The organism is Streptomyces sp. NPDC006923, assembly GCF_040635655.1.
In the GTDB taxonomy this organism is placed as follows: domain Bacteria; phylum Actinomycetota; class Actinomycetes; order Streptomycetales; family Streptomycetaceae; genus Streptomyces.
Window position 1 is genome coordinate 1 of record NZ_JBEYIF010000017.1, and the last position, 16,706, is coordinate 16,706.

The 16,706-nt window shown below is 68.9% G+C and carries 15 protein-coding genes and 1 pseudogene; 6 read left to right on the forward strand and 10 right to left on the reverse strand.

Going from position 1 to position 16,706, the window contains the following annotated elements; all coding sequences use genetic code 11:
• Positions 1-412 precede the first annotated feature (412 nt).
• Positions 413-1,423 (forward strand): L-dopachrome tautomerase-related protein, encoded by a 1,011-nt coding sequence (locus tag ABZ707_RS27175; protein ID WP_360179862.1) that lies wholly within the window; start codon positions 413-415, stop codon positions 1,421-1,423.
• Between the two features lie 35 nt (positions 1,424-1,458).
• On the opposite strand, the gene ABZ707_RS27180 is transcribed toward ABZ707_RS27175, so the two are convergent.
• A complete protein-coding gene (locus ABZ707_RS27180; RefSeq protein ID WP_360179864.1) occupies positions 1,459-2,040 on the reverse strand; it encodes a YetF domain-containing protein in 582 nt (193 codons plus the stop codon).
• A 371-nt stretch (positions 2,041-2,411) separates the two neighbouring features.
• Here ABZ707_RS27180 and ABZ707_RS27185 point away from each other — a divergent pair, with 371 nt between their 5' ends.
• Positions 2,412-3,578: an NAD-dependent formate dehydrogenase gene (locus tag ABZ707_RS27185; protein WP_360179866.1), complete on the forward strand. Its 1,167-nt coding sequence runs from the start codon at positions 2,412-2,414 to the stop codon at positions 3,576-3,578.
• 22 nt (positions 3,579-3,600) lie between these two features.
• On the opposite strand, the gene ABZ707_RS27190 is transcribed toward ABZ707_RS27185, so the two are convergent.
• Positions 3,601-3,783: an NAD-dependent epimerase/dehydratase family protein gene (locus ABZ707_RS27190; RefSeq protein ID WP_360179868.1), complete on the reverse strand. Its 183-nt coding sequence runs from the start codon at positions 3,781-3,783 to the stop codon at positions 3,601-3,603.
• Between the two features lie 11 nt (positions 3,784-3,794).
• Positions 3,795-4,547, reverse strand: coding sequence for an SDR family oxidoreductase (locus ABZ707_RS27195; RefSeq protein ID WP_360179870.1), 753 nt, complete (start codon positions 4,545-4,547; stop codon positions 3,795-3,797).
• A gap of 136 nt (positions 4,548-4,683) precedes the next feature.
• On the opposite strand from ABZ707_RS27195, the gene ABZ707_RS27200 reads away from it, so the two are divergent.
• A complete protein-coding gene (locus tag ABZ707_RS27200) occupies positions 4,684-5,187 on the forward strand; it encodes a MarR family winged helix-turn-helix transcriptional regulator (RefSeq protein ID WP_360179872.1) in 504 nt (167 codons plus the stop codon).
• Between the two features lie 11 nt (positions 5,188-5,198).
• A pseudogene (locus ABZ707_RS27205) lies at positions 5,199-5,438 on the forward strand (VOC family protein); the annotation flags it as partial.
• Here the strand turns inward: ABZ707_RS27205 and ABZ707_RS27210 are convergent.
• Positions 5,386-6,012, reverse strand: a complete 627-nt coding sequence (locus tag ABZ707_RS27210) for a helix-turn-helix domain-containing protein (protein WP_360179874.1) — start codon at positions 6,010-6,012, stop codon at positions 5,386-5,388. The pseudogene ABZ707_RS27205 and the gene ABZ707_RS27210 sit on opposite strands and share 53 nt — an antisense overlap.
• A 126-nt stretch (positions 6,013-6,138) precedes the next feature.
• Here ABZ707_RS27210 and ABZ707_RS27215 point away from each other — a divergent pair, with 126 nt between their 5' ends.
• The gene (locus tag ABZ707_RS27215; protein WP_360179876.1) at positions 6,139-7,590 is read left to right on the forward strand and encodes an amidase; all 1,452 of its coding nucleotides are present in this window, start codon (positions 6,139-6,141) and stop codon (positions 7,588-7,590) included.
• A 29-nt stretch (positions 7,591-7,619) separates the two neighbouring features.
• Here ABZ707_RS27215 and ABZ707_RS27220 read toward each other — a convergent pair whose 3' ends face one another.
• Positions 7,620-8,585, reverse strand: a complete 966-nt coding sequence (locus ABZ707_RS27220) for a pirin family protein (protein ID WP_360179878.1) — start codon at positions 8,583-8,585, stop codon at positions 7,620-7,622.
• Positions 8,586-8,745: 160 nt separating this feature from the next.
• Between ABZ707_RS27220 and ABZ707_RS27225 the strand changes: the two genes are divergently transcribed.
• Positions 8,746-9,108 (forward strand): tetratricopeptide repeat protein, encoded by a 363-nt coding sequence (locus ABZ707_RS27225; protein ID WP_360179880.1) that lies wholly within the window; start codon positions 8,746-8,748, stop codon positions 9,106-9,108.
• A 16-nt stretch (positions 9,109-9,124) separates the two neighbouring features.
• Here the strand turns inward: ABZ707_RS27225 and ligD are convergent, their stop codons facing one another.
• The 5 genes from ligD to ABZ707_RS27250 form a co-directional block, all read right to left on the reverse strand.
• Positions 9,125-10,048 (reverse strand): non-homologous end-joining DNA ligase, encoded by a 924-nt coding sequence (ligD, locus tag ABZ707_RS27230; RefSeq protein WP_360179881.1) that lies wholly within the window; start codon positions 10,046-10,048, stop codon positions 9,125-9,127.
• Between the two features lie 21 nt (positions 10,049-10,069).
• A complete protein-coding gene (locus tag ABZ707_RS27235; RefSeq protein WP_360179882.1) occupies positions 10,070-12,457 on the reverse strand; it encodes a phosphoketolase family protein in 2,388 nt (795 codons plus the stop codon).
• A gap of 31 nt (positions 12,458-12,488) precedes the next feature.
• Complete coding sequence (locus ABZ707_RS27240) at positions 12,489-13,901, reverse strand: NADP-dependent succinic semialdehyde dehydrogenase (protein ID WP_360179884.1); 1,413 nt, start codon at positions 13,899-13,901, stop codon at positions 12,489-12,491.
• A 186-nt stretch (positions 13,902-14,087) separates the two neighbouring features.
• Positions 14,088-14,411 (reverse strand): WhiB family transcriptional regulator, encoded by a 324-nt coding sequence (locus tag ABZ707_RS27245; protein WP_360180087.1) that lies wholly within the window; start codon positions 14,409-14,411, stop codon positions 14,088-14,090.
• A gap of 444 nt (positions 14,412-14,855) precedes the next feature.
• Positions 14,856-16,706: a transketolase gene (locus tag ABZ707_RS27250; protein ID WP_360179886.1), complete on the reverse strand. Its 1,851-nt coding sequence runs from the start codon at positions 16,704-16,706 to the stop codon at positions 14,856-14,858.

Here is a 16,706-nt window from a genome sequence, read left to right on the forward strand (position 1 = left end):
CCATAGTTCGTCCGGCACGAGCCGACGCGACAGATCAACCCTCACGGTGCAACATCATGCCGCACCAGCACACGACCACGTGAGACATCCTCTAAAATCTTCGCTTCAGGGCTGTCCACTTCATACCGGGACTTTCGATTTCAGGCAGCGTACAATTCCTTTCCCACACCACGGAAACTGGAAAATTCCAACAGCCGACGCAATCGTCGACGGGAAGCTGCCGCAACATGCCCTCCGTAGAAAAATGTCAGCGCGCATAAATCGTCAAGAGCAGAGTGAGGGCACTTCGCACGCCGCAACAAAAAGGGAGAGAACCATGTCCACTCAATCGACCGCTCCGGCACATGTGGCCCCTCCTCTGGGGAGTTGGGTAGCACCGGACTACGAGGTAGTCGCGGAGTTCACCGACCTGATGCCGACGGGCGTCACCGTGACCGACGAGGGGCGAATCTTCGTATCCTTCCCTCGATGGGGCGACGACGTCCCGTACACGGTCGCCGAAGTCGTGAATGGCCAGGCGGTGGCGTATCCGAGTGCCGAGATCAATAAATGGGCTCCGGAGGGCAGTGCCGACAGCCTCGTTTCCGTGCAGAGCGTGATCACCGATCCTCATGGACATGTGTGGCTGCTTGACACGGGGAGCCATTCCTTCGCACCGTGGGTCGAGCACGGGCCAAAGCTCATGGAGGTCGATCCGGCCGACGATCAGGTCGTTCGTATCGTGCGCCTCGACGCCGAGGCGCTGAACCCGACGACCTATCTCAATGATGTGCGTTTCGATTTCTCCCGTGGAACGGACGGATACGCCTATGTCACCGATTCTCAGCCCGAGGGCGCACTCATCGTGGTCGACCTCGGATCGGGGCGGAGTTGGAGCCGGCTGAGGGGTGACACGTCCACCAGGGCGACGGACGGCTTTCGCGCGATCGTCCAGGGAATAGTGCGTGAAAATTACGCGGTCGGCGCCGACGGTATCGCGCTCAGTGCGGACGGTTCCGTTCTGTACTATTGCCCGCTTTCCGGCCGGCGTCTCTACAGCGTGCCGACCAGTGCGCTGATCGACCGCTCGCTCGGCGACGAGCAGGTGGCCGCGACCGTCGTGGACCTGGGTGACAAGGGTGCCTCCGACGGGCTGGAGTCGGACACCGTCGGCAACGTGTATGCGACAGCCTACGAACACAGCGCCGTCCTCAGGCGTGCCCCGGACGGTGGCTGGTCGACGCTTCTGCACGGCCCCGCTCTGCTGTGGCCGGACACACTGGCCCTGGCCTCGGACGGCTACCTCTACGTCAGCGTGAACCAGTTGCCCAGAACGCCGCTGTTCAACAACGACGTCGACGACCGCGTACCCCCGTACCAGATCATCCGTGTCCAGGTCGGCGCGCGCCCCATACGCCTGACCCGAGGCAGCGGAAGAAGCTGATCGCACAGTGCCAGGGGCAACGAGATCAGCTCGGCTCAGCTCTCTTCATCGGCTTGCTCGGCGCGGGCACGCAGAAGGTCCTCGATGACGACGAGTCGGCGTTCCAGTTCTTCGATGTCGCTCCGAGTCGCATTCTTCTCCCCCCGCCGAAGTACGACGACAAGCCGTCCGTCCGGCTCCAGCCGGGAGTGGGCCACACTGCTGATCTCGCTGCCGGTCTGTTCGCGTACGGCGTCGCCCAGTTCATCGGAACGCAATCCGAGACGTCTGATCGCCTTCTGCACGGGCTTTCCGTCCTCGATGATCGTGGTCGGTGTCCCTTCGACAACATGAGCCACGCGCTCGTCGACCACCAGCCAGCGGTTGATGGCAGCGTTGGCCGCGACCAAGGTGACAGCACCGATCGCGCCGCCCGTAACACTTTGATCGTCCCCGATGATCGCATTCTGGACGACATTCGACAGAAGAAAGATGACCACGAAGTCGAATGCGTTGAGGCTGGCGAGACCACGCTTTCCCGTGAGGCGGAACAGTATCAGAATAAGGACATACACCATCAGCGTCCGAATTACTTTTTCGGCGACCGGGATGTGTAGTTCGAAGATATCATCCCACATTTCAGACGCCTCTCTGCTCACTTCGACCGGCTGCGCACACAGGTGACCGTCGTTGAGACGGGGAACGCACCGCACCACAGTGCACCATGCCGCTCCGGCCAGGGGTGCAGCTCGCCAATAGCGGGGCCCGAATCACACGCAGCCGGCCCCGAGATCACTGCCGACGGCCATCACCCGTTTGCGTGCGTGGCACTCGCCTCTTTAGATGGATAGATAGGGAAAAAGCGCCAGCCACCCAGCACACACGGACTGAAGGGCCGACATACCACGCTGCTCAGGACCTGTCCGGTCGGCCTCTTCACCGGCATCTTCCGCTACGGCCCGCACGCCTTGGACAAGGCACTGTCGGGCTGACGGTCAAGGAGACCAGCATGTCCAAAATCGTATGCGTTCTGTACGACGACCCCGTCGACGGATACCCCCCGGCATACGCCCGGAATTCGATCCCCGAGATCGAGAGGTATCCGGGCGGGCAGACAGTCCCGACACCGCACGACATCGACTTTGTGCCGGGCCATCTCCTGGGCTGCGTCTCAGGTGAGTTGGGCCTGCGCCCCTTCCTCGAAAAGGAGGGCCACACCCTGGTGGTCACCAGCGACAAGGAAGGGCCCGACTCGGTCCTCGACCGCGAACTGCCCGACGCGGACGTCGTGATTTCCCAGCCCTTCTGGCCCGCCTACCTGACGGCCGAACGCCTGGCGAGGGCCCCCCGGCTCAAGCTGGCGATCACGGCGGGCATCGGCTCCGACCACGTCGACCTGGACGCGGCCATGGAACACGGCGTCACCGTCGCCGAAATCACCTACAGCAACAGCATCAGCGTCGCGGAGCACACGGTGATGCAGATCCTCGCGTTGGTACGCAACTACATCCCCTCCTATGAGTGGGTGGTCAAGGGCGGCTGGAACATCGCCGACTGCGTCGAACGCTCCTATGACCTCGAAGCCATGAACGTGGGAATCTTCGCGGCCGGACGGATCGGCCGGGCCGTCATGCGCCGGCTCAAGCCGTTCGGTGTGAAACTCCACTACAGCTCCCGCCACCGGCGTACCGAACTGGAGGAGGAGCTGGATCTCACCTACCACCAGGACATCCGCTCGATGGTGCAGGTGTGCGATGTCATCTCCATCCACGCACCGCTCGTACCCGCCACCGAGGAGCTGTTCGACGACGAGCTCATCGGTTCGATGAAGAAGGGCTCCTACATCGTCAACCCGGCTCGGGCGGAGATTGTCGACCGTGACGCGGTAGTCCGCGCCCTCACCAGCGGTCAACTCGCCGGCTACGCGGGCGACGTGTGGTTTCCCCAGCCCCCGCCGGCCGACCACCCCTGGCGCACCATGCCCCATCACGGGATGACACCGCACATGTCGGGCTCGTCGCTCCCGGCACAGGCCCGGTACGCCGCCGGAACGCGGGAGATCCTGGAGTCCTGGCTGGAGGGCCGACCGATCCGTGACGAGTACCTCATCGTCGAGGGCGGCAAGCTCGCCGGCACAGGGGCGCTCTCCTACAGCACGGAGAACAACAGGACGTGACGGCCCTCGCGGCTCTACGGATTCAGGGGCCCTCGTAGCGCCTGGAATCCAGGTCCCCGGCCACCGGGATGATTCCCTGGGCGGCAAGGGCGGTGGCGGCCGTGCCGGTGCGGGCCAGGCCGGTGACCACATGCCCGAGGCCGGCCATGTACCGTGCGACGGCGCCGCCCACGAAGCCGGTGGCGCCGATGACGAAGGTGTTCATCGGCCGGTTCCTCAGCCGGGCAGGGCGCTGAGTTCGCCGCCGTCGGCGAAGAGGATGGCGCCGTTGACGTAGCTGCTGGCCGGGCTGACCAGGAACGAGACGATGCCGGCGATCTCGCCGGCATCGCCCGCTCGCCCGCGCGCGTTGGTCTTGTCCAGGACCCCGCTGTGCTCCCCGAACAGCGCCGAAGTGCCCTCGGTGTGCACAGGGCCCGGGGACACGGCGTTGACACGCACGCCGGACGGGCCGAACTCGGTTGCCCAGTAACGGGTGAGAATCTCCACCCCGGCCTTGGAGGCGCCGTAGGCCGCTCCGATCGGTGCGGGCATACGCGCCGCGCTCGACCCGATCAGCACGATCGAGCCCTGTCCACGCTGGACCATGCCGGGCGCCAGCGCGCCTACCAGCAGGAACGGGGCCCGCGTATTGACCGACATCTGTCGGTCGAAGCTCGCGGCGTCGGTCGCGGAAGTCGGCGCGAACTCGTACAGGCCCGCGTTGCTCACCAGGACGTCCACATCGCCGGCGCTTGAGGCCAAGCGCAGTGTGTCCTCGGCGTCGGTGAGATCTGCGGCGACAAAGCGGGCGGTGCCCCCCGCTGCCGCGATCTCCTTCACCAGGGCCTCCCCCCGGGCCTGGTCCCGCCCGTGCAATACGACCCGGGCTCCCTGCCGGGCCAGGTTCTGCGCGACGGCCTTGCCGATGCCCGACGTCGCCCCGGTCACCAGTGCGGTGCTGCCCTGCAAAGCAGTGCTGATGCTCATCGCCATCTCTCTTGCCGTTGTCACGACGCGCACCGCGCGGACACACGCGGGACGCCCTTGCCTCATCACTATGCATGGCAGATGTTCTGTTTGCAAGAACATCTGTCGGGTAACGCCTAGGTGCTAGATTGGCCGGGTGAGCGAATCCACTCCCGACACCAAGAAGCGGCGCGGCGAGACCGAGGATCTGGCGCTGGAGACCGACCTGGGCTGGTCGATCCGCATGGTTTCCGCCGCGTTCCGCCGCGTCGCCACCGAATCCGTCGCCGAGCTGCCGGGGGGCCCGCGCGGATATCTCGTACTGGTGGCCCTGGCCAGTGGCGAGCCCCCCTCACAGCTCGCACTCGCCAAAGAGATCAGCCTGGACCGCACGGTGATGACCTATCTGCTCGACGACCTCGAAGCGCACGAACTGATCTCTCGCAGGCCCGACCCGCGCGACCGGCGCGCACGCCAGGTACTCATCACCGACACCGGACGCACCCGCCTGAAGCGCGTGCGTCACAGCCTCGCCGCCGCCGAGGCGCGGCTCCTTGTCGATCTCGGCGCCCAGGACGCCGACCAACTGCGCACCCTGCTCTCCCGCGTCGCACGGACCGCCCAGCGAGACGCGGTAGCGCCGGAGGAAGCGGACTGCTGAACAGCAGCGTTCGTCGGCCTCCCAAGACCGTGAAGAACCGGCTTCACCCCGACGTCAGCCCGATCGACGGGAGCACCGAGAACGAGGTGACCAGATTGCTCGGCCTCGGCGCCACCAGGACGGACAGGCGCCAGGGCTCAGACCGGCGAAAAAGAGCGCCGCACCCGGTCTCGGCATGGGGACGCGGGTGCGGGACGGTCAGCCGGTGGCCGTCCGGGATGCCCCGAGGTCGGAGCGGTGCCGATCAATGATCCCCTCGACGATTCTCATCAGCCGCTCCCCCACCTGATCGATGCTTCCGTTCTGCGCGCTGACCTGCGCGCCTTCGAGCACGAAGGTGATCTCGGCCGCCGCCTGCTCGGGGTCGGGCAGCCCGGCATCGGCGCACATTCCGACCAGTCTGCGGGTCTGGTGGGCCTTGTGCTTCTCGATCACTTGCCGTGCGGGATGGGAGCGGTCGGGCAGTTCGGCGATGGAGTTGATGAACGGGCAGCCCCGGTGCGAGATCGCCGGCAATCCCTCGGCGATAAAGCGGGCCAGGCCAAGGATCTGCTCCCTGGGCCGGCCGGGGTATTCGGCCTCGACCCGGTCGAAGGCCGCCTGGTAGTCGGCGGCGACGATCCGCAGCCACTCCGCGACCAGCGCGTCCTTGGTTTCGAAGTGCCGGTAGATCGCCATCTTGGTGGTCTCGGCCCTCTCGGCGATCGCCTGGACACCCACTCGCCGGATCCCCTCGCTCTGGAAGAGCTCTTCCGCCGCGTCGAGGATGCGCTCACGGGGCGGCAGTTTCGCCACCCTGCTCGGCCTTCTGGCGATCGCTGCCATGACTGCTCCGTGACGTCCGGTCGGGCAGGGCCCCTCCACGCCTGCTACGGTACCAGTCCGTTCCTTGCGATACCGTTGGGTATCATCAGGTACCCAACGGTATCGCTCCTTCCGCTGGGAGTGACAGTGAGAGTTACCGAGTACGTGAGCTTCGACGCGGTCGGGCTGGCGGAGCTGGTGGCCAAGGGCGAGGTGGCCCCCGCCGAACTGGAAGCAGCCGCACGCGAGGCCGCGCAGGCGGTCAACCCGCGGATCAACGCCATCGTGGAGACATGGCAGGCCGACGACGAACCCGCCCCCGGGGGCGCACCCCTCGCCGGGGTCCCCTTCCTGATCAAGGACATCGGGGTCTCCATGGCCGGGAGGCGAATGGAACTGGGCAGCCGTCTCGCGTCCGGCCATGTCGCCGGCGCCGACTCCTCCCTGATGCTGCGCTTCCGTCGCGCCGGCCTCGTGACGTTCGGTCGTACCGCGACACCGGAAATGGCCTACAGCATCACAACGGAACCCGTGCTGTACGGCGCGACCCGCAACCCCTGGGACCTGGAGCGGAGTGCGGGCGGATCCAGCGGGGGCTCCGGTGCGGCGGTCGCCGCCGGAGTGGTCCCGATCGCCCATGGCACCGACGCCGCCGGGTCGCTCCGCATCCCCGCTTCCTGCAACGGCCTCTTCGGGCTGAAGCCCACCCGTGGCCGGGTCTCCATGGGTCCCGACTTCGACGAACTCTTCAACGGCCTGGCTGTGCACGGCAGCGTCAGCCGCACAGTTCGCGACAGTGCCGCGCTGCTCGACCGGATGCGCGGCCCGGAGCCGGGCGACCCCTACTTCGCCCAGCAGCCGTCCCGGCCCTACGCGGAGGAAGTCACCCGGCACCCGGGCTCACTGCGGATCGGTGTCCTCCCCCACGCATGGGGCGGACGCCGCACCACCGCGCCAGTGGCCGACGCCCTCTCTCACACCGTGCGTCTGCTCGAATCCCTCGGTCACCAAGTGGAAGAGGTCAAGGTCGGCCTCGGGGCCGGCTGGGAGGAGTTCGTCCTGGCCAACGCCCGTCTGACGACGGCGAATCTCACGGCCTCGGTCGACGCTCTGGCTGCCGCCTTCGACCGGCCCATCGACGCCTCGACACTCGAACCGTCCACCCTTGCCGGCTACCACTACGGGCAGCTTGTCACCGGCGCCCAGTTCGTCACCGCTCTCGCGATCCGGAACCGGGTCGCTCGAAGCCTGGCACGGTACTTCGAGGCATACGACGTCCTGCTCACCCCGACTCTGCCGGAGCTTCCCATGCCGTTGGGCAGCTATGCCGAGGGCGCGGAGGCGCTGGACGGCCTTGGCTGGATCGACCGCCTCAACGACCGCTCGCCGTTCACCATGCCGTTCAATGTGGCGGGCACGCCCGCCATGTCCGTGCCCCTGACGGCCGACGCCGGGACGGGGCTCCCGATCGGTATGCAGTTCGCTGCCGGTTTCGGGCTCGAAGGCCGCCTCTTCCGCCTCGCCGGCCAACTCGAACAGGCAGCTCCCTGGTCGGGCCGGACCCCCGGGGTGTGGGCAGGGAACCACGCCGGCCACTGAGGGGGTCCGTACCGTACGCGAACGTCCGGTCAGCGCACCCGTCCTCGGGGCTTCAGCGCCACCGGCGGGAGGTGCGGGGCCGACAGCCGGCCGCCGTCGTAGCCCGTCACCTCGCCGAAGCGGGAGCCCTCCATCCAGTCCTTACGGGCCTGCTCGACTTCCTCGTGGGACCGCCCGATGAAGTTCCACCACATCACGATCTCCTCCTCGAAGGGCTCACCGCCGAGGAGCATCAGACCCGCGTCGGACTCGGCGCGGAGCGGGAGTTCGGAGCGGCCGCAGCCGAGGTAGAGCATCGAGCCCGGCGCCAGGGGCACGCCGTCGACCTCGGCCTCGCCGGACATCGCCAGCACGGCGTACTCGAAGTCGGGATCGAGCGGCAGGCGTGCCTCGCTGCCCCGGGCGAGGGCCAGATCGGCACCGACGAGCGGGGTGTATGCCGTGCCCGGCGAGGCGGCGCCGTCCAGCGTACCGAGGATGACGGTGGCCGCCAGGCCCGGCGCCGTGACGACAGGCAGTTCGGTGTGGTGCTGGAAGTGCGGCTGGACATCGCGGTGCGCGCCGGGGAGTGCCACCCAGAGCTGGGCGCCGTGCAGGAAACGGGCGTGCGAGCGGGGGCTCTCCTCGGAGTGGGAGATCGCACGGCCCGAGGTCATCAAGCCCAGTTCGCGGGGGCGGACGGTCTGCAGGCTGCCGAGGCTGTCGCGGTGCAGCACTTCGCCGTCGTGCAGCCAGCTCACGGTCTGGAGCCCCATGTGCGGGTGGGGCGGCACCTGCATTCCGGGCTCGTCGGCGATGTCGTCCGGGCCGTAGTGATCGACAAATGCCCACGCGCCCACCATGCGGCGGCCGAGGTTGGGCAGCAGCCTCCGGACCTCGGTCGACTCGCCGAGCTGGACCCGGCGGGGGCTCAGCAGCTCACGTACGGGCTCGGCGACGACAAAGCCCCGGCCGCCGCAGACGGTGAGAGGGGCCTGACGGTCAAGATTGCTCATGGTGCCCAACCTAGATCCTGTGGCGTGCGGAGATGGGGTACCCACGCCATAACAGTAGTGGAATGTTCAACCACCTTGCGCTGTTGACAGCCTGTGCGGGGCGCGGACCGCGGTGATACCGCGGAGCGTCCCACCGGCAGGACGGGAACAAGGAGGGCAAGTGGAGAGTACCTACTACGAGTTCGGAACGGCCGCCGAGCGGTGGGACCGCGCGCGGCTCTTCTTCGACACCAAGGAGTACGGTACGGCCGCGCGCATCCTCGAAGGGCTGGTGGCCGAGGTCCCGGAGCAGACCGCCACGCGTCTGCTGCTGGCCCGCGCCTACTACCACTCGGCGCGGCTGGGCAAGGCGGAGACCGAGCTGCGCGCCGTCCTGGAGCGCGACCCGGTGGAGCACTACGCCCGGATGATGCTGGGCCGCACGCTGGAGCGGCAGGGCCGGGCCGAGGAGGGGGCGCCGCATCTGCGGATGGCCGCCGCGATGTCCGGCGACTTCCCGGAGGCCGGGTCCTCCCGGGCGTAGCCGACGACGGAGCGGGTCAGCCGCGCGTCTCGCCGGCCCCTCGCAGGGCGGCGAGACGACGGCGTGCCGGGCCGAGGGCGCGGCCCCGGCTCGGCACCCCGGCCCAGGGCCGGGTGCGGGCCTGCTCCAGCACATTGGCCACCGTCCAGCGGCGGGCGGTGACCTCGGGGTCCTTGAGCTGATCCCAGCTCATCGGCGTGGCGACCGGGGCCTCCTCCCTGGCGCGTACCGAGAAGGGAGCGACGGCCGTCTGCGCGTAGGCGTTGCGCTGGATGTCCAGATAGAGGCGCCCGCCGCGCGCCGCGGTCCGGACTTCGGTGGTCAGCCGGTCCGGATCCCGGGCCGCCAGAGTGCGCGCGGCCCCGGAGGCGAAGTCGCGCACCTCGTCGAAGCCGGTACGGCCGTCCAGCGGGACGATCACATGCAGCCCGCGCGATCCGGTCGTCATCAGGGCGCTCGGCAGTCTCAGTTCCCCGAGCAGCTCCCCCAGCAGAGCGGCCGCCCGGCGTACCGTCTCGAAGTCGTCCTCGGCGGGGTCGAGATCGAAGACCAGCCGGTCGGGAAAGTCCGGCCGGTCCGCGCGCGACTGCCAGCGGTGGAACGTCAGAGTCGCCTGGTCGGCGAGGTACACCAGGGTCGCGGTGTCGTCGCACACGGGATGGGTGACGGTCCCGCCCTTCTTGGCCAGCTCGACCGTGCGGATCCAGTCGGGACAGCTCGCCGGGGCGTTCTTCTGCATGAACTGAGGGCCGCCGAGCCCGTCCGGGTGGCGCTCCAGCATCAGCGGTCTGCCCCGGAGCTCGGGCAGCATGAAGGGCGCGACGCTCCGGTAGTAGTCGACCAGCCCGGCCTTGGTGAGGCCGGGGCCGGGGAAGAGGACCTTCTCCGGCCGGTGGATCTCGACGGTCCGGCGCCCGGCCCGTACGCGTCGCGTGCTCATGCGTCCGCCGCCTCTCGGTGATCAGCCGGACCAGGTCCAGTCGGCGACTTCCGGCAGGTCCGTCCCGTGCTCGCGGATCCAGGCGTGGTGACGGGTGCGTACGTCCGCCATGGCCTGGCGTACGGCCGCCGACCGGACGCCCAGTCCCGGCACCCGGTCGACCACATCCATGACCAGCCGGTACCGGTCGAGATCGTTGCGGACGACCATGTCGAACGGAGTGGTGGTCGTCCCTTCCTCCTTGTAGCCGCGCACATGGAGGTGATGGTGTCCCTCACGGCTGTACGCGAGGCGATGGACCAGCCAGGGATACCCGTGGTACGCGAAGATCACCGGTTTGTCCGTGGTGAACACCGAGTCGTACTCGAAGTCGGTCATCCCGTGCGGGTGCACCTCGTGCGGCAGCAGCCGGGTCATGTCGACGACATTGACCACCCGGACGGCCAGTTCCGGCAGATACCGGCGCAGCAGGTCGGCGGCGGCCAGTGTCTCCAGCGTGGGTACGTCCCCGGCGCAGGCCAGCACGACGTCCGGCTCCCGGGAGCCGTCCTCCGTACCGGCCCAGGTCCAGACTCCCGCTCCCCGGGCACAGTGCGCGCGTGCCTCGTCGAGGGTGAGCCAGTCAAAGCCGGGCTGCTTGCCGGCCACGATCACATTGACGTAGTCGCGGCTGCGCAGCGCGTGGTCGGCGACGGACAGCAGGGTGTTGGCGTCCGGCGGCAGATAGACCCGGACGACCTCGGGGCTCTTGTTGAGCACATGGTCGACGAAGCCGGGGTCCTGGTGCGAGAAGCCGTTGTGGTCCTGGCGCCAGACATGCGAGGTCAGCAGGTAGTTGAGGGAGGCGACAGGGCGGCGCCAGGGCAGCCGCCGGGAGGTCCTCAGCCATTTGATGTGCTGGTTGACCATGGAGTCGACGATATGGGCGAACGCCTCGTAGCAGGAGAACAGACCGTGGCGGCCCGTGAGGAGATAGCCCTCCAGCCAGCCCTGGCAGAGATGCTCGGAGAGCACCTCCATCACGCGTCCGTCGTGTGCGAGATGTTCGTCCGTGTCCAGGGTTTCGGCCTGCCATGCCTTGCCGGTGACCTCATAGAGGGCTTCCAGCCGGTTGGAGGCGGTCTCGTCGGGACCAACGACCCGGAAGTCCCGGCGTTCCGCCGTGGCTTCCATGACGGACTCCAGCAGCGAGCCGAGCACCCGGGTGGGTTCGTGCATGACGGTGCCGGGTTTGTCGACGCGTACCGCGTGCCGTTCCAGTGGCGGGATCGGCAGGTCTCTGAGCAGCAGACCGCCGTTGGCGTGCGGGGTGGCCCCCAGCCGCCGCGTGCCCTCCGGTACGGAGTCGAGTACGGCGGGGTACGGCGCGCCGGTCTCGTCGAACAGTTCGCCGGGACGGTAGGAACGCAGCCATTCCTCGAGCTGGCGGAGGTGGCCGGGGTTGTCCCGGACGCCGCTCAGCGGGACCTGGTGGGCGCGCCAGGTCCCCTCGACGGGCACTCCGTCCACCTCGCGGGGGCCGGTCCAGCCCTTGGGCGTACGCAGGACGATCATGGGCCAGACCGGCCGTTCGGTGATCCCGTTCTCGCGTGCGTCCCGCTGGATGGCGGCGATACGGTCCAGAGCGCGGTCCATGGCCTCGGCCATCGCGCGATGGACGGTCAGGGGATCGTCGCCGGTGACATGGAGCGGCTCATGGCCGTAGCCGCGCAGCAGCGAGTCGAGTTCGGCCATGGGCAGCCGGGCGAGCACGGTCGGGTTGGCGATCTTGTATCCGTTGAGATGCAGGACCGGCAGCACAGCGCCGTCGTGCACCGGATCGAGGAACTTGTTCGCGTGCCAGGACCCGGCCAGGGGGCCTGTCTCCGCTTCGCCGTCGCCGATCACACAGGTGACGAGGAGCCCCGGATTGTCCAGCGCGGCGCCGTAGGCGTGGGCGAGCGAGTAGCCGAGTTCGCCGCCCTCGTGGATGGAGCCCGGGGTCTCGGGTGCGACATGGCTGGGTACTCCGCCGGGGAAGGAGAACTGCTTGAACAGCCGTTCCATGCCTGCCCGGTCCCGGCTCACGTCCGGATAGGTCTCGGAGTAGGTGCCGTCCAGCCAGGAGTTGGCCAGGACGGCGGGCCCGCCGTGTCCGGGGCCCCAGACGCAGAGGGCGTCGAGGTCCCTGGCCCTGATGACCCGGTTGAGATGGGTGTGCACGAGATTCAGGCCCGGTGAGGTGCCCCAGTGCCCCAGCAGCCTGGGCTTGATGTGTTCCGGCGCCAGCGGCTCCTGGAGCAGCGGGTTGGCCATCAGATAGATCTGGCCCACGGCCAGGTAGTTGGCGGCACGCCAGTGGGCGTCGAGTGCGGCCAGTTCGGTATCGGTGATGCCGGCCGGGGTCGGTGCGGTGGTCGCCTCGCGCATGCTCATCTCCTGGTGGTCCCGCCTCCGGGTCTCAGCCCCGGTCGTCGGCCGGGTCGGCGCCGTGCCACACGGTGGTGACATTGCAGAACTCGCGGATGCCGTGCGCCGACAGCTCGCGTCCGTATCCGGAGCGCTTCACCCCGCCGAAGGGAAGCGCGGGATGCGAGGCCGTCATGCCGTTGAAGAAGACTCCGCCCGCCTCCAGGTCCCGCACGAAGCGGCGCACGTCCTCCTCGTCCCGCGTCCACACATTGGAACTCAGTCCGAACGGTGTGTCGTTGGCGAGTGCCACGGCCTCGTCCAGACCGGCGACGCGGTAGAGCGTGGCGACCGGGCCGAATGCCTCCTCGTGGTGGATCCGCATGGCGTCGGTGACGTCGGCGAGGACCGTGGGCGCGTAGAACCAGCCGCGTTCGTGCTCCTTCGGCCGCTGTCCGCCGCAGAGCGCGGTCGCTCCCCGGCTCAGGGCGTCGTCGACGAGTTCCTCCAGATCGGCGCGGCCCTGTTCGCTGGAGAGCGGCCCCACGTCGGTGGACTCGTCCAGCGGGTCGCCCACGGTCAGATCGCGCATCCCGGCGGTGAAGCGTGCCGCGAAGGCGTCATAGACGTCCTCGTGCACGATGAACCGCTTGGCGGCGATACAGGACTGGCCGTTGTTCTGCACCCGGGCCGTGACGGCGGTCCTCGCCGCCCGCTCGATGTCCGCCGAGGGCATGACCACATAGGGATCGCTGCCGCCCAGTTCCAGGACGGTCCTCTTGACCTCGTCCCCCGCGATCGCCGCGACCGCGCGACCGGCCGGCTCGCTGCCGGTGAGAGTCGCCGCGGCCACCCGGCGGTCACGCAGGATGTCCTCGATCGCGCCGGAGCCCACCAGCAGAGTCTGGAAGCACCCGGCCGGGAATCCGGCCCTGCGGAACAGGTCCTCCAGATACAACGCGGTCTGCGGGACGTTCGAGGCGTGCTTGAGAAGGCCGGTGTTGCCGGCCATCAGAGCGGGCGCCGCGAACCGTACGACCTGCCAGAGCGGGAAGTTCCACGGCATGACCGCGAGGACCACACCCAGCGGGCGGTAGTGGACGCTCGCCCGCGACGCCCCTGAGTCCTTCACATCGGCGTCCGACGGATGCTCCTCGGCCAGCAGTTCCGCCGCGTGCCCGGCGTACCAGCGCATCGCCTTCACACACTTGGCGGCCTCCGCGCGGGCCGCCGCGATCGGCTTGCCCATTTCGACGGTCATCGTGCGGGCGATCTCCGGCTCGTCCTGTTCCAGCAGGTCGGCGGCCCGGTTCAGCAGCCGTGCCCGCTCGTCGAAGCCGGTGAGCCGGTACTGCCGGAAGGCGGCGTCGGCGGTCGCGACACGGCGCTCGATCTCCTCGGCTCCCAGCGCGTCGAAGGTCTTGAGCGTCTCTCCGGTGGCGGGGTTCACCGTCGCGATGGACATGGGCGATTCCTCCTCGACTCGACAGTCCGACCCTTCCGTGACCTGACCACCCGCGCAACACGGGAGTCGCGTGTCCGGTGATCGGCCGCGACGAGGTCCTGTCCGCGCGGTCTTCGGTGTGTTCGTTGCACGGCACCGCCCGCCCGGTCGACGGAGGCGGGCGCTGACCCGCCGCGGTGCCGTCGTTCAGGGGCGCCGCGAGCCGTCGGACGTGGCGGGCCGGCGTCCACGGGACTGGGGGTTCCCCGGCGCCCTGCGCCGCTCCGCCCGGCGCCGCAGCAGCCGGCGCTCCTCCTCGTCCGTACCGCCCCACACTCCGGCGGTGCGGCCGGTGTTCAGCGCCCATTCGAGGCACTGCTTCTCCACCGGGCAGCCGTGGCACACCGCTTTGGCGCGCTCAGCCTGTTCGGCGGCGGGCCCGGATTCACCGACCGGGAAGAAAAGCTCCGGGTCGGCGTCGACGCAGGCCGCGTTCCGCAGCCACTCCCAGGTGTCCGCGTCCGGGTTCATGTCCAGCTGGGCTGTTGTCAGCCGCACGGTCGATCAGTCCTCTCCTCGCACCACGTTCCAGTCCTGGTCTGCCTTCTCCTGCCGTTCCCGGCCGTCTCTCGGCCGGCGCTCCCACCGTGTGGTCCGCGCGGGAACGCAGGTACGTATGCGCTCTGCGCGTCCGACGCGTGCCGCCGGGGGCCGAGGCCCTGGATCGTCGCTCATCTCCGCCTCCTTCCGCTTCCCTCTGCCGGTGTACGCCCGCCCTGGCGGGCCCTCGCCCTTCGGGTACCCGATGACTCGCTCCGAAACAGCGAGGGCCCGTTCCCTTTCCGGGACGTGCCTGCGGCCGGGGCGTCGAAGCCGTCCGGCCGCAGCGAAGACAGGGGCGGGTGGCGGGGCTCGACGCCCGGCCACCCGCCCCTTGGTCCGACAGACACGTCCGACAAGTACGTCGGACGTCGCTCAGCGGACTGCCTGTTCCATCAGCAGCCGCAGTCCCGCGGCGATCGATTCGGCGTCGATGCCCGCCGCGCGGAGTTCCTCCTCCGGCGTGGCCGAGCCCGGCATGTTGCGCACCGCCAGCCGTACGAACCGCTTCGGCGCGGGACGGCCGTCCGAGAACACCTCGGCGACCGCGTCCCCGATACCGCCCTCCGGGTGGTGGTCCTCCACCGTGATCAGACAGTCCGTGTCGGACGCCGCCGTCTGGATCGTACGTTCGTCGACGGGCTTGACCGAGTAGAGGTCGACGACCCGGACGGGGATGCCCTCCTGGGCCAGCAGGTCGGCCGCCTTGAGGCATTCATGGACGGTGGTACCGGCCGCGATCAGCGTCGCGCGGTCCGCGTCCGACCGGCGCAGCACCTTGCTCCCGCCGACGGGGAACTCCTCGTCGGGGCCGTAGATGACCGGGGTCTTACCGCGCAGCGTGCGCAGATACCGGACGCCCGGCAGCGCGTGCATCGCCGCCACGAGCCGCGCCGTCTGGTTGGCGTCGCACGGGTGGAGCACCGTACTGCCGTGCACGGCACGGAACATGGCCAGGTCTTCCAGGCCCATCTGGGAGGGTCCGTCCGGACCGATCGCGACTCCGGCATGCGAGCCCACCACATTGATCGAGGCCCGGCTGACGGCCGCCATGCGCAGGAAGTCGTGCGCACGGGTCAGGAAGGCCGCGAAGGTCGACGCGTACGGGACATGTCCCAGCGCCTGCATGCCGACGGCGGCCGCCACCATCTGCTGCTCCGCGATGTAGCACTCGAAGAAGCGCTCGGGATGTTCCTTGGCGAAGAACTCGCTGCGGGTGGAATCACTCACCTCGCCGTCCAGCACGACGACGTCGCCGCGGGCCGTGCCGAGGGCCGCGAGGGCCTTGCCGTACGCGTCGCGAGTGGCGACAGAGTCGCCCAGGTCGTAGCGGGGCAGATCGACGGCGGCGTTGTGTCCGCCGCCGGGGGCCGGTGTGGCGAGCGGCTCGGGCTTCGCCACCCGCACCCGGATCGACCGCCGGCCGCCCAGCTCCTCGATGGCGCTCTCCGCGTCGGGCAGCGGTTTGCCGTGCATGCCCTCGCGGTCCTCCACGGCGGCGACGCCCCGTCCCTTACGGGTACCCGCGATGATCGCGGTCGGCCTGCCGGACGTGGACCTGGCCTCGTTGAACGCGGCGTCGACGGCGTCCATGTCGTGTCCGTCGATCTCGACGGTGTGCCAGCCGAAGGCCCGCAGCCTGCGGCCGTACGCGTCCAGATCCCGCTGGTGGCGGGTGGGTCCGCGCTGGCCGAGCCGGTTGACGTCGATGACGAGGGTCAGCGAGTCGAGATGCTGGTCCCCCGCGTGCTCGGCCGCCTCCCAGATGGAGCCCTCGGCCATCTCGCTGTCACCGCACAGCACCCAGACGCGGAACGGAGCGGGTCCGAGGCGCTGCCCGGCGAGCGCCATCCCCACGCCCTCGGGCAGGCCCTGGCCCAGCGATCCGGTGGCGACATCGACCCAGGGGAGCCGGGGCGTCGGGTGGCCTTCGAGCCGGCTGCCGAGCGTGCGGTAGGTGAGGAATTCCTTTTCGTCGATCGCGCCCGCCGCCAGATACATGGAGTACAGCAGCGGCGAGGCATGGCCCTTGGAGAAGATGAGCCGGTCGTTGCCCGGATGGTCGGGGCGGTCGAAGTCGTACCGCAGATGGTTGGCGAGCAGGTCCGCCATGAGGTCCGCCGCGGACATCGAGGAGGTCGGGTGGCCCGACCCCGCCGCGTCCGCGACACGTACGGAATCAACCCTCAACTGCTGCGCCAGCTCTGTCAGTTGTTCGCTGTTCAT